Raw genomic sequence first — 12949 nt, forward strand, 5'->3', positions numbered from 1 at the left:
ATAGCGGTTTCAGCCGCTTAGGGGCCTCCGCGAAAAACTCCTACATCGCAGCTTGTCACACTCTGGTCACAGCAACGGGAGTTTTTGACATGGCCACACTCAGACAGCGCAACGGCAAGTGGCAGGCGCAGGTGCGCATCAAGGGACACGCGCCGAGGAGCAACTCTTTCCAATCCAAGCGGGACGCCGAGCGATGGGCACGGCAGATTGAAGCCGAACTTGATGCAACCGCAATCGGCGTCGATCCTAGGGCACTTGATCGCACCAGCGTCCGCGATCTACTGGACCGGTACCGCCGAGAAGTGACGATTAGCAAGCGCGGTGCAGCTTCCGAGAACAAGAGGCTGGGCGGCTTCCTGCGACAGCCATGGGCCACGATGCCGCTCACAAAGGCCACACCACAGATGTTCAGTCGATACCGTGACAGCCGCCTCAAGACCGTAAGCCCGGGAACGGTGCTCCGCGATCTCGGACTTCTTCGGGCCATCTTCGAGGTGGCAAGGCTGGAGTGGGATCTACCCATGCCGGTGAACCCGGTCGCCCAAGTGAGGAAGCCCAAAGCACCCGACGCCAGAGAGAGGCGGCTGCAGTCGGGGGAGTTGGAACTGCTGCTGCAAGCGTCTCTGGCCACGCGCAATCAGTGGCTTCGCTCCGGCATCCTATTGGCCGTCTAGACCGGGATGCGTCGCGGGGAACTTCTCGGAATGCGCTGGGAGCACCTCTGCAAGCGCACAGGGACGCTGCTGATGTCAATCGGCTCGGAATGGGGCCCCCGTATCGGCGTGCAGAAGTGGCCCCACTTTCTCACGGGTAGCAGGCCGGAAACTGCGTAGCAGGATGATCGCGTCAATGCAGACGTCCACCGGTTCTCCGGCGCGCTGCCGCCTTGATCGAAGTCATCGCACATTCGATAGGTCGGCATCACAGTCGGCAAGGCCACAAAAAAGCGAACAGATCGCATGAAATTCATCATTGGAATTGTTGTCGCAATCCTGCTTGTCCTCATCGCGCTTTCCGCCATGAGGCTTCTGGACTGGCGTGCCGACCGGGCAGAGTGGGACAGGCTGGCCGCGCTCCAGCCGGAGAACCCGGAACTCTTCGATGCGGCGATGGTGGCCGGTCTGCCCGAACCGGCCCAACGCTACTTTGCCTACACGATCTGGCCTGGAACGCCACTCCTGCCGGTTGCCGTCATCGAGATGACGGGTGAGTTCAGTCTGGGGTCCAAGGACGACCCGCGCTACCAGCCCATGGAGGCGCGTCAGATCCTCGCGGTTCCGGAGGGGTTCGTCTGGTCGATGCGCACGCGTGGCGGCATGCCTGTCTCCGGTTCAGATTCGGGCAGCTGGACGCGGTTTCGCATCTTCAGCCTGATCCCTGTGGGCCGGCTGGGTGGCAACCCCGATCACACGCGATCCGCCTTCGGCCGCTATGCGGCGGAGGCGACGATCTGGGCGCCTGCGGCCCTGATGCCCGGACCGGACGTTCGGTGGTCTGCCGTGGACGACGATACCGCCCGCGTGACCATCACGCACGGCGACCTCGAACAGGCGGTCGACATCACGGTCGACGCGCAAGGCCGCCCGGTGGAGGTCTCCTTCCAGCGCTGGAGCGATGCGAACCCCGACAAGGTTCACAGGCTGCAGCCGTTCGGCGCGGTCATGTCCGATTTCCGCGAGGTGGAGGGCTACCGCCTGCCGTTCCGGGTGGAGGCAGGCAACATGTTCGGCACCGAGGCCTATTTCCCCTTCTTCCTCGCCGACGTGACCGAGATCCGCTTTCCGGGGGCCGAGGGATGAGCGCCTGCGCCTCCATCCGGCGCAGGCCCGCGGTACTTTTCCTGACGCTTGCGGTGGCCATGCTCGGCCTCGTCGCCGCACAGGGCGCGCGTGCGCAGGAGGACGCCGCCGCCCTTGCGGCCCGGCTGGACGGGCTGGCAGAGGGGTTCATGCTGCGCGAACAGGTGCCCGGCGCGGTTGCGGCCGTCGTGTCTGGCGACACGGTGATCCTGCGGGGCTATGGCCTCGCCGATGTCGAAGAGGGCACGCCGGTCAGCCCGGAGGCAACGCGGTTCGAGATCGGGTCGATCAGCAAGCTCTTCACCTGGGTGACTGTAATGCAGCTTGCCGAGGACGGCGCGCTCGACCTGCAGCAGGATCTCTCGCGTTACCTGCCGGGGGGCCTGGTGCCGGGCGATGCGCCGCTGACCATGGCCCAGTTGATGAGCCACAGGCCGGGCTTCGAGGAAAGCTACGCGATTTTCGATCCCGCCATCGCCGCCTTACCGCGGGCCGAGGCGCTGGCGGCATCCGCGCCGGAACAGGTGTTTCCGCGTGGCGAGGTGACATCCTATTCGAACTGGGGCGTCGCGCTGGCGGGTCTCGTGGTCGAAGAGGTTACCGGGCAATCCTGGGAAGAGACCGTGCAGACGCGGATCCTCGACCCGCTCGGCATGGAGGACACGACCTTGGGCGAAGGCTCGCGCCGCGAGGGTCAGCCGCCGTTGTCGCGCAGCTACCGGGTGCAGGGCGGCATCGCGCATCCGGCCTTCCGCATCGACATAGGCGCCTTCGCACCGGCGGGCGGCATCGCCAGCACAGCGGCCGACATGGCGCGGTTCCTGCGGTTCCTCATGGGCGACGGGGCGCTGGAGGGCGCGCGCCTTCTGCAGCCCGAAACGATGCAGGCCATGCGCACGCGGCTTTACGACGACCGACCAGAGGCGGCGGACATGGCCCACGGTCTGCAATCGCGGCCGCTGTTCGGCACCATGGTCTACGGCCATGGCGGCGGCCTCAACGAGTTCCTGTCAAACCTTGTCTTCATCCCCGAAATCGAGGCCGGCGTGTTCATCTCGCAGAACGGCGGTGCTGGCGCGAGCCTGCCGTTGCTGGCGCCCGACCTGATCCTGGCCGAGCTCGCCGCGGACTCAGGACTGGAGCCGCCGGCGCCGGAGGCGGTGCCCGACGCCGCCGAGCGCGCGTCCGAGGCGGCAGGCCGGTATCTGAACAACCGTCGGCCCTTCTCGGGCTCGGCGCAGTTCTTCGGGGCCCTGTCGGTGCTGCCGGTGACGGCGACGCCCGATGGCGCTTTGACGCTGCCCACGGGCAAGCTGCCCGCGCCCTCGCGGTTCGAGCCGATCGGCCCGGACCTGTGGCAGAATGCGCAAGGCGACCGGATCGCGCTGATCCGGGGCGCGCAGGGCCGCATTGTCCGCCTTGCCGACGGAACCGGCGCGCACACCCATGAGCGGCTGCGAGGGCTTGCGGATCCGGTCTGGCTTTTCGCGGCCTTCGGGGCGGCAGCGCTGCTGTCGCTCACCACAATGGTGGGGCTGATCTGGCGACACGGGGTCCGGGGCGTGACGCGCAGCGGCGTGCTGGCGGCCTGGGCCGGTCTGGCCGGGGCGGCCTCCGTCTGGATCTTCGCCGGGGCCGCCATCGCCGCCGCGCTGACGGCGGCGCGGCTGGGATCCGAATACATCTTCGATCAGCCGCAGCCGACGCTTCAAGCGGTGCTGGTCCTCGCCGACGGCTTGGCCGTGATGGCCGCGCTGGTGCTTCTGTCGCTCGTCTTCGTCTGGCGCGCGCCGGGGTGGAGCTTTTGGCGCAGACTGCATCAGACGGCGTTCGCGCTCGGCCTGGCGGCGTTTGGCGGGCTTCTGTTGCGCTGGGGCCTCGCGTTCGGCGGACCGATCTGATGTCCGGCCCGCAGCCCTGCCGATGATCGCTGTTGCCCTCGGCCTTCAGGTCGCGCTGCCGCTGGCGCTGCTTGTCTGGCTCGCCTTCGCGCCGCTTGGCAGCGCGCTCGGCTTCGCGCTTCAAAGCGCGGGCATCGCCGCGTTCCTGTTCGCGCTGGCGCGGGTGGCGCAATGGGCGCTGCCGGTCTGGTGGTTGCCATGGGTCTACGCGGCGCTGTGGATGGGGATTGTCGGAACCAACCTGTTCCGTGCGCATTTCGCCGGGCTGCCGCTTTTGCCGGCGGGGCTGTGGGGGTGGGCGGGAACCGGGCTCGCGCTCGTCCTGCTCGGCCTTGGCGGCTGGTACGGCGCGAGAGCCCTCTCCGGGCAGAAGCTGCCGCCTGTCGAGGTTGTCGATATCGCCAACCCTTTCGGCCCGGGTGCCTACCTTGTCGGGCATGGCGGGTCGAATACGTTGGTGAATGGGCACATGCGCACCCTCGATCCCACTGTCGAGAGATTCCAGCCGTGGCGCGGTCAGTCCTATGCCGTTGATTTCTTCGGTCTCGGCCCTAGGGGGCTGCGCGCACCCGGCTGGCGGCCTGCCGACCCGGCGGCCTACGCGATCTTCGGCGCGCCGCTGCGCGCGCCCTGCGCGGGCAGCGTGGTCCGGGCCGAGGGCGACTGGCCAGATTCCGAGGTGCCGGAAAGCGACCAGATCAACCGGCTGGGCAACCACGTCATCCTGCGCTGCGGCGAGGCCGAAATCGTCTTCGCGCATATGCGGCAGGGCAGCGTCGCGGTCGCGCCGGGGGACCCGGTAGAGGTCGGCGATCCGCTGGGCGAGGTCGGCAACTCCGGCGCCTCGACCGAGCCACATCTGCACATCCATGCTCAACGGCCCCCGCCCGAAGGTGCGCCTCCGATCGCGGGGGAACCGCTGGCCCTGCGCATCGGTCGCCGGTTCCTGGTGCGCGGCGATCGTTTGGACGGTGCGGACGGGTGAGACAGGCCGCCACGATGGGCTGGCGGCTCGCGACCCAGGGCATGGCCTTCGCGCGACACAATCTCGAAGAGGTTCTCCGCTTCGGGGTGTGACAGTCTCGGCCGCTCTCGCCATGGCGGTCCGGGACCGGATGCAGGGGGTCTGGGGCTGGATCGCGGCGATCATCGCGGGTGGGCTGCTGGTCAATGCGGCTGGCCATGCCGCGCAATCCGCCGTCGCGCGGGCTCCGGTCCCGGGCGTCTACACCGGGATCCTGCTCGTCGCGCCGGCGGCTGCTCTGGTTCTGGCCGGTCTCGATGCCGCGCCCGGGCGCGTGTGGCGAAAGCGCGCCCTCGCGCGGCTCCTTGGCGCTGCGGCCGTGCCGGTGGTTGCGATCGCCGCCCTGCAGCTTGCACGAATGCTGCCCGGGTGGGTCGGGCGATCAGGCAAACCAGACGAGTGCGGCGAGACCGAGCGCGATGGGCAGACGCGCGAGGCCGATCTTCCGCCAGCTGCGGGGGTCGGAGATGCCCGAGACGACGGCGCGCCCTGCAGGATTGAAGACCAGCGCGACCGATTTGACCGCCCACAGTGCGGGGACACCGACGACAAGCGCCCAGCCTGCCCATGTCCTGCCTGTGTCCTGACGCAGTGCGAAATCCACCGCGGCGAGCCCCCAGACTGCGAGCAGACCACCCGCGAGCGCCCAGACCGGCCAGGGGCGCCGCGCGCCGCCATAGGCCCAGATCTCGAACCTGCTCCAGCGTTCGGGGAACAGCAGCATGCCCAGGCTCGTCGCCGCGGCCAGACCTGTCAGCACGATGCCAAAGATCGTGAGCCATGCCAGGGTCATTCGATCGTCACCGCCGCGATCCCGGCCGCAAAGCCGCGCACCGTCTCCACGAAGCGATCGGTCTCGGTCAGGAACGGCGCGTGGCCCGAGCCGTCGAACGGCGCCATCCGCTTGCCCTGCGGGGCCTCGACCGCCGCGAACCACGCGCGCACAAGCGGGACCGGCGTGTTCCAGTCGCGCGTGCCCGAGATCAGCAGCATCGGCACCGGCATCACGGGCAACTCGGCGATCAGGTCGCGCGTGCGGTACTCGGCCCACATCGGCCCGCTGCCGCGGTTCGCCCCGTCGAGCCAGCGCCAGTAGTCCACCAGCCGGTATTCCGGCGCGGCGAGCGCGCGCGGCAGCAGGGCGGCGAGCGAGACGTTCATGCCGCCGCCATGGGCCTCGACCTCCTGCATTAGACGGACGTAGAGATCGTGGTCGCGGAAGGACTGCGGGTCCAGTCCTGCGAGATCGGACGTCGGCGCGACCTCCTCCAGCCAGTCGAGCGCCAGCGCCGCGCCGCGCAGCGTGTCCACCTGCTGGCCAACCCCGATATAGCCGGCGTACTCCCCGGGCCAGCGCGCCACCAGCCGTGCGCCCAGCATCGTGCCCCAGGAATGGCCGAGCACGATCAGGGGCTGGTCGCCCAAGCGCTCACGCAATAGCGCGGTGACCACTCGCGCATCCGACAGGAACCGGTCGAGAGTCATGGTCGCCGGGTCAAAACCGGGCGGGTTCGACTTGCCCGCCCCGCTCTGATCCCAATGCACGACGACGAAGTCGCGTTCCAGCGCCGCGGTGACTCCATGGATGGGCATCTGCGCCGATCCGGGCCCGCCATGCAGCCACAGGAGGATGGGCGCCGTTCGGTCCGCTCCCCGGATCAGGAGCCATTGCGTCGTGCCGCTGATTTCCGCCGAGATCAGTTCGGCGATCGGGTCGGGGCCGGCGACGGGCGTGGTGCGGGCGGGCAGGCTCTTCCAGACGATACCGCCTGCGAGGAGAGCCAGAAGGGCGAGTGCCGTGATCCGCAGCATGCTCATCGCCGGGGCTCCGGTGCGACGGCCGCCGCGGCAAGGCCGAGCCCCGCGAGCACGGAAGCTGCGGCAATAAAAGGCCAGAGGCCCGGAAGGATCGAGAAGAGGAACAGGTAGTCCCGCGTCACTGCCCAGAGGGGCCAGAGAACCAGCGCCGCCGCGACCGTGCCCGTTACCCGGCGAACAAGGCTGGACCCGTGCCAGCCGCGATACGCACACCAGAGACCGAGAAACCCCAAGCCGACACCCACTGCGATGCCGATGCGCGCTGCCGCCTCCGCCCAGAGCACGCGCGCCATGCCGACCGGCGCCACCCCGAGGCTCTCCGACCACTCCCGCAGGACGGCGGCAAAAAGCGGCCAGGCGCGCTGGCTGTTGGCGAGGATCACGATGCCGTCGCCGGTGTCCGGCACGAGGTGCATGTGGCTCGTCCAGCCGTAGCCCTGTCCGCCGTGCCAGACCGCCGCGCGACCGTCCGACAACATCTCGGTGAAATGTCCCAGCCCGTAGCCTTGGGCGGCGAAGCCGAACAGGCCGCCGACCGCGACCTCGGGGCGATGCAGGCTGGCCACGCCTTCAGACGAGAGCACGGTTTGCTCCGCGCCCGCCATCCCGGACACGGCGAAACGCGCGATGTCGGCGGCGGTGGCATGCAGCCCGCCAGAGGCGCGTCCCGGGTAGATGTAGGGGGCGACGGGGTGCCCGCGCAGGTCATGGCCCACGGGCATCGAAGCCCCGGTCCAGTCAAAGCTCGCCCCGGTCATGCCGAGGGGCGCCAACACCTCGCGCGCCATGAGCGCGGCAAAACCCTCCCCCGTGCAGTCCTCGATCACGAGTTCCAGCAGGGTGTAGCCGGTGTCGGAATAGGAAAACCCGGCCCTTGGTGCAGCGATCAGTCTGAAGTCCTGCGCGATGTGCTCGGGCAGGCCGGGCTTCGGCCCCTCGGGCGGAAAGCGCGCGGCGTAGTCGCCGAGGCCTATGCCGGCGCTGTGGCTCAGGAGCGCGCGCAGGGTGATCCCGCCCGCCTCCTGGGGCAGGGACCAGCGCGTCAGACACGCGTCGATGGACGTGTCGAGATCCAGCCGCCCGGTGTCGGCCAAGCGCACCGCGCCCCATGCGGTGACGGGTTTGGAAATCGACTCGACGCGGAACAGGGCATCGGCGGTCATCGGCCGGCCGGCCACCGGATCCGCCGTGCCGAAGGCACCCGTCCAGACCGGCTTGCCGCCCTTGATCAACACCATGACCGCGCCCGCCACCCCGTCCGCCGACATGCGGTCCTCCACGATAAGCGCCAGCCGGTCCGGTAGCGTCCCGTCGTCACCGCGTTCGGGTGAAACCGGGGCGGCAAGGACACTCAGCGCCACGAGACCCGAAGCAACCGCGACGCGCATGCATTCACCGGATGAGAGAGATCGCCAGATCGGCAAGCGCGGCCTCGAGCGCGGGGACGAGATCGCTCGTGTCATCTGCGATGCCGACGTCGGTGTTGACCTGAAAGGCCACGGTCAAGCCGTGATCGGCGTAGTGGCGCAGGCTCGAGACATAGGCGGGGATCCAGCCGCCATGGCCATAGACCGGCCCGCGCGGCGTGTCGGAATAGATCGCCACACCCGCGCCGTAGAGGATGCCGGGGGCGTCCGGATCGACGGGTACGCCGTCGAGCAGCCGGTCGAGATAGGGGGCCTCCATCGCATCGCCGCCGAACAGCAGATGCCCCCAGCGCACCAGATCGGCAGAGGTCGAGGCGAAGCCGCCGCCTGCCGATTCCACGGCAGGGTTCCACAGAAGCTCCCCCTCGGCATCAGCGGTGCGGGCGGGCAGGCCGAATGGGTTGTCGGGATCGACGTAGCCCACCGCGAGTCCCGGCAGGTCGGGGCGGTCCGACGGGACCGTGCTGCCGAGTTCGAGCGGACCCAGCAGGCGGGTGCGGACGGCCTCGTGCCAGCCCTGTCCGGTCACCTCCTCGATCACGAGGCCCAGCAGTACATAGCCCGTATCGCTGTAGGCCCAGGCCTGCCCGGCCTCGAAGAGCGGTTCCCGTCCGGTCACGAACCCCGTCAGGTCCTGTGCGTCGAACGCCGGCCCGCCGACCAGCCCGGCCCACTCCGCCTGGAACTCCGGCAGATGCACATGGTCCGGCAGCCCGGACGTGTGGTGCAGGAGGTGATTGATGGTGATGTCCTCGGCGTTGGGCAGCGCATCAAACCACGGGCGATCCCCGAGGTGCGCGGACAGCAGATCGTCGCGCGAGAGCCGCGCCTCGGTTTCCAGAGCCAGGACCGTGGCCGCCACGAAGCTCTTGCCGATGCTCGCGGCGAGCATGGGCGTTTCCGGCGTCATGGCGCGGCCAGCCTCCACATCGGCAAGGCCCGTGGCGGCGGTCACGACCGTGCCGTCGGGCAGGGCAATCGCCGCGGTGGCACCCGGAAAGCCGTAGCGCGCGTGGAAGTCCCCGAGCACGGCAGCCAGCCGATCCTCCTGCGCGGTTACGGGCGCCGTGAGGCAGGCAAGGGCGACCGAGCAGACGAGAAGAAGCCACCGACGCATTTTTCCTAACCCGCCGGCTGTGCCGCGGCGTGGCGCGCGGCCGGGATGACCTCGGTGACGGCGCCCTCGCGGCTGAACATCGTGTCGCGGTTCCACCAGACGACGACCACGGCCACAGCCACCAGGATCCACGTGTCCCATGGCTGTGCATCGGCCCAGAAGGGGTTGATAAGCTGCCAGTGGAACAGCATCGGCCAGAGCAGGCTGCCACGGGCGCTGTTGAAGATCGGCGTGACCAGAAGCGCGAGCGTGATGTTGCCCACGAAAAAGGGCAGGAAATTCCAGTCGGCGAAGACCACGCCGGCAAGGAAGAAGGCCGGCAGGTGCCAGATCCCCCAGGTCGCGCCGATGATGATCCCCGCCCAAACCGGCGCCATGTGGCGCTGCAGCAGGGGCTGCATGACGCCGCGCCAGCCGAACTCTTCCACAGGTCCGAGAAAGAGCATCATGAACATCACTGCCACGACCGCGCCCGCGCCCTCGGGCGGCAGCGGCGCCAGCATCGGCCCGCCTTTGATCAGCGAGCCCGCGACGAAGACGAGCGGAATGACGAGCAGGATGAACGCCGCCCATCCCCATGACCCGCGCCACATGAGCAGGCGCGACAGGAAGGCCCGGACGCCCGACACTCCGCCATGCAGGTAGACGACCCCGAAGGCCGCGATGGCCGGCGACCACGTGGCCAGGAAGAACAGGGGGTGCGATCCGCTGATCTCGCCGAAGAGGCCTGCTGCAAGGTCCGGGGCGACGATATAGCTCCCTATCACGCCCCAGGTGATCAGGAAGGTCACGGACAGAAAAAGAGCGAGGGCCGAGGAGGGTATCCGTCTCGAAGCAGGCGGATTTGGCATCACTGGCATTGCGAAGCACTCCACGGATCGAGAAGACCCTCCGGCACAGTTAACACATCTTGGGCAACGAGGCGCCGATTCGCCTAATCATGCTGCGTTGAGCTGCTGGGATAATCACCGGAAGCGCTCCTGACACGGCACCGCTACGCATCAACGCTTTCCGATGAATGCCAACAAACAGGAGTTTACGCTGCAGAGCGTTCGCTCACAGTCCCTTCCGCTCCGCCAACGCGATGCGGATCGAACCTTTCGAACGTCGTACGACCGTTCCGGTTTCTACTCGGCGCGCTGACCGGTTCAACTGGCGACGGCAGAGAAGCCCAGGAAATTCAGGACCGCAGCTGCTGCCCAGAATGGCGTGAAGATGATGCCCACGTTGCGCCCGTTGCGGGAAATCCGTGGATGATGGCCCAGCAATTGCACGCCCGCATGGTTGACGTTCACCAGCGCGAAGAGGGCCGCCATGATGCCGAAGACCAGGTGCAGGGCATGGCGATCGGCCAGGGGCAGCGTCAGCCCGTAGATGACGCCAGCCGCCACGGCGATGAAGGCAAGGGCGCCCTGTCGTTGCTCGAACAGCATCAGGAAGATGTAGTCGGCGCCCGCGGGGTTTTTGTCCTTGGGTGCAGCCTCGAGGGCCGCGTCCAGCATGGCGATCTGGTCGTCTTGGGTGAGGGCCTTGGCGGGGAGCGGCAGGCCGGGGGCAAAGAACGGCAACACCCAGTTCACGACCCAGCGCGCCCCGAGGGGGCGGACGATTTCGACAGCGTGGACCAATGCGGGCGCAAGGCACAGGAGCAGGCCGAGGGTGGAGGCAAAAGACGTCGACATTCGGCATGCTCCTTGAGATCGGGGAACGGGACGAAAAGGCCCGGCCACGATCGACGCGGCCGGGCCCTTGTCCGTCACTCGGCGGTCAGCTGCGCGATAGCGCCGGTCCAGTCCTCGAGGTGGTAGGTGAGCGTGATGCGCCCGTCCTCGACCGTCACGATGTCGATGGACATGGCCTCGAAGCTTTTGCCGGTGGCCGGATCGACGCCGAAAAACGGACCGACCGGTGTGCCGCGGAAAAGGCTGCGAACCACGAAGCGTCCGTCGCCGACGTCGATGATCTCCTGCGGCTCCCATTCAAGGTCCGGCACGACCTGGCCCAGAAAGGCGATCGTGTTGAGCATGCCTTGCGCGCCTTCGCCGCCCGGCGGGGTCGGGATCGAGACGACATCGGGCGAGAAGACCTCGTAATACCGCTCCTCCGTCGTTCCGGCCGGGTCCGTGAGGATGTCGGCATAGAAGGCGCGCACCGTGTCGATGTCATCGGCGAACGCGGGGCTGATCAGCGTGGCCATGGCGACGGCTGCGGCGGTCAGGGTCTGTTTCATGGGTCTTGTTCCTTTCGGGATTGTTGGAGAAAAATGAGGTTGTCAGGCGTCGAGGCCGCCCAGAACGGTTTCGAGCTGCATTTCTTTCAGCAGGGCGTCCTGCCGCGGCTGGGTGAAGGCGTTCACCTCATCGACACCCCAGGTGATGCCGACGACCGTGCGCGTCGGGCGCTTGCCCGGTGCGGCATCGGCCAGCGCGAGATAGGCGTCGACGACCAGTTGGGGGTCGGGGGCGGCTTCGCTCGCCAGCATGTCGGCGAAGCCCGAGATCATGGTGGCGGGCACGTTGCCGAGGTCGCCGTAGGACGCCAGCACGTCCTCGTGCGCGGGCGGCTTTCCGGCGGCGAGCAGGTTCGAGGGGAACGGCCCCGGCTCGACCAACGCCACGTCGACGCCGAAGGGGGCCACCTCGTAGCGCAGGCTCTGGCTGTAGGCCTCCAGCGCGTGTTTCGTGGCGGAGTACGTGCCGAAGAATGGCACCGACACCCGCCCGGCGATGGAGCTGGTGTTGATGATCAGGCCGCTGCCCGCTGCTCGCATCGACGGCAGCACCGCCTGCATCGCGCGGATGGCACCGAAATAGTTGGTTTCCATCTGCTCATGGGCCTGCGCGACGCTGTAGGCCTCGGTCATGCCGATATACATGATGCCCGCGTTGTTGATCAGGATGTCGACCGGGCCCTCGGCGAGGATGCGGGCGAAGCCGTCGGTCACCGAGGCGTCGCTGGTGACGTTCATCTCGGCGATCGCGATGCGGGGGGAGTGAGCCTCCAGCTCCGCCTTCTTGATCGCGTTGCGCCCCTCCGCATCCCGCATCGTGCCCCAGACCCGGTTACCCTGGTCGGCAAAGGCGCGCACCGCCGCTGCGCCAAATCCGCTGCTTGCCCCGGTGATGACGACCGTTCTTCCCGTCTCCGACATGATTCATTCTCCTGCTTGCGCGTGATGTTACCGACTGGTACGAATATCTACGACGCTTCGTCAAGTCATAAAATACCAATCGGTAACAAAATGAATGATGATCATCCGAAACCCGCGCGCGGCAGGCCGCGTACGATGAACGCCGAGAAGGTGCTGGACGTCGCGATGACCGCGTATTGGCAGAGCGATCCGGCGGACGTGTCGGTCAACGCGATCTGCCAGATGGCGGGCATCTCGAAGCCCTCGCTCTACCGCGAGTTCGGAAGCGAGGACGGGCTGTCGCGTGCGGTGCTCGACCGCTATGCCGAACAAGTGCTGTCGGAGATGTTCGTGGTCCTGCACGGCGGGACGGGGCTGCGCGAGACGCTTGCCGCCCTGATCGACTTTGCGAGCGACGATCCCCGCATGGAAACCGGCTGCCTGTTCTACAAGATGCGCGCGGGCAAGCACCGGCTGGGGCCGGAAACGCGGGCGCGGGTGGAGGAGATCGACGCGGCCGCGCAGGCGGCCTATGTCGCATTCCTGCAGTCCTGTCGCGACGCCGGGGACTGGCCGGTTGGTCTGTCGGTCGAGGCCGGGGCGAAATACCTGGGCGAACAGATTGCCCTTGCCATCACCCAACGGGCCTCGGGCGAGGACAAGGCCCGCATCCGCGAGATGATGACCTTGGCGCTGTCGGTGTTCACGCGGCCATGACGGCATCGCCGCGCGC

General features: G+C 67.9%; 13 protein-coding genes and 1 pseudogene. 6 read left to right on the forward strand and 8 right to left on the reverse strand.

The window, feature by feature from the left end; all coding sequences use genetic code 11:
• The 5 genes and pseudogenes from VJ897_RS04230 to VJ897_RS15235 all read left to right on the forward strand — a co-directional run.
• Positions 1-674 (forward strand): site-specific integrase (locus VJ897_RS04230; protein ID WP_527251208.1); only part of this gene is annotated, 674 nt, incomplete at its 5' end.
• Positions 675-959: 285 nt separating this feature from the next.
• Positions 960-1799 carry a DUF6544 family protein gene (locus VJ897_RS04235; protein WP_324053559.1) on the forward strand — a complete coding sequence of 280 codons (840 nt, stop codon included), beginning with the start codon at positions 960-962 and terminating at the stop codon, positions 1797-1799.
• A complete protein-coding gene (locus VJ897_RS04240; protein ID WP_324053561.1) occupies positions 1796-3700 on the forward strand; it encodes a serine hydrolase domain-containing protein in 1905 nt (634 codons plus the stop codon). Before VJ897_RS04235 ends, VJ897_RS04240 begins: the two co-directional genes overlap by 4 nt.
• 469 nt (positions 3701-4169) lie before the next feature.
• Positions 4170-4685: a M23 family metallopeptidase gene (locus VJ897_RS15230; protein ID WP_414706672.1), complete on the forward strand. Its 516-nt coding sequence runs from the start codon at positions 4170-4172 to the stop codon at positions 4683-4685.
• 112 nt (positions 4686-4797) lie between these two features.
• A pseudogene (locus tag VJ897_RS15235) lies at positions 4798-4950 on the forward strand (HXXEE domain-containing protein); the annotation flags it as partial.
• A gap of 156 nt (positions 4951-5106) precedes the next feature.
• Here VJ897_RS15235 and VJ897_RS04250 read toward each other — a convergent pair.
• From VJ897_RS04250 to VJ897_RS04285, 8 genes are all read right to left on the reverse strand, one after another.
• Positions 5107-5517 (reverse strand): hypothetical protein, encoded by a 411-nt coding sequence (locus VJ897_RS04250; RefSeq protein WP_324053564.1) that lies wholly within the window; start codon positions 5515-5517, stop codon positions 5107-5109.
• Positions 5514-6542 carry an alpha/beta fold hydrolase gene (locus VJ897_RS04255; protein WP_324053566.1) on the reverse strand — a complete coding sequence of 343 codons (1029 nt, stop codon included), beginning with the start codon at positions 6540-6542 and terminating at the stop codon, positions 5514-5516. The genes VJ897_RS04250 and VJ897_RS04255 overlap by 4 nt, the downstream gene beginning before the upstream one ends.
• Entirely contained in the window at positions 6539-7930 is a 1392-nt protein-coding gene (locus VJ897_RS04260; protein WP_324053568.1) for a serine hydrolase domain-containing protein, read from the reverse strand. The genes VJ897_RS04255 and VJ897_RS04260 overlap by 4 nt, the downstream gene beginning before the upstream one ends.
• 4 nt (positions 7931-7934) lie before the next feature.
• Positions 7935-9086, reverse strand: a complete 1152-nt coding sequence (locus tag VJ897_RS04265) for a serine hydrolase domain-containing protein (protein WP_324053570.1) — start codon at positions 9084-9086, stop codon at positions 7935-7937.
• A 5-nt stretch (positions 9087-9091) separates the two neighbouring features.
• Positions 9092-9877 carry a CPBP family glutamic-type intramembrane protease gene (locus VJ897_RS04270; protein WP_324053571.1) on the reverse strand — a complete coding sequence of 262 codons (786 nt, stop codon included), beginning with the start codon at positions 9875-9877 and terminating at the stop codon, positions 9092-9094.
• Between the two features lie 357 nt (positions 9878-10234).
• A complete protein-coding gene (locus VJ897_RS04275) occupies positions 10235-10768 on the reverse strand; it encodes a hypothetical protein (protein WP_324053573.1) in 534 nt (177 codons plus the stop codon).
• Between the two features lie 74 nt (positions 10769-10842).
• Positions 10843-11316 carry an ester cyclase gene (locus tag VJ897_RS04280; protein WP_324053575.1) on the reverse strand — a complete coding sequence of 158 codons (474 nt, stop codon included), beginning with the start codon at positions 11314-11316 and terminating at the stop codon, positions 10843-10845.
• A 42-nt stretch (positions 11317-11358) separates the two neighbouring features.
• Positions 11359-12237, reverse strand: a complete 879-nt coding sequence (locus tag VJ897_RS04285) for an SDR family oxidoreductase (RefSeq protein ID WP_324053577.1) — start codon at positions 12235-12237, stop codon at positions 11359-11361.
• A gap of 135 nt (positions 12238-12372) precedes the next feature.
• On the opposite strand from VJ897_RS04285, the gene VJ897_RS04290 reads away from it, so the two are divergent.
• Positions 12373-12933, forward strand: coding sequence for a TetR/AcrR family transcriptional regulator (locus tag VJ897_RS04290; RefSeq protein ID WP_324053579.1), 561 nt, complete (start codon positions 12373-12375; stop codon positions 12931-12933).
• Positions 12934-12949 lie beyond the last annotated feature (16 nt).

The sequence above is a fragment of the Salibaculum sp. genome (assembly GCF_035270045.1).
GTDB lineage: Bacteria > Pseudomonadota > Alphaproteobacteria > Rhodobacterales > Rhodobacteraceae > Salibaculum.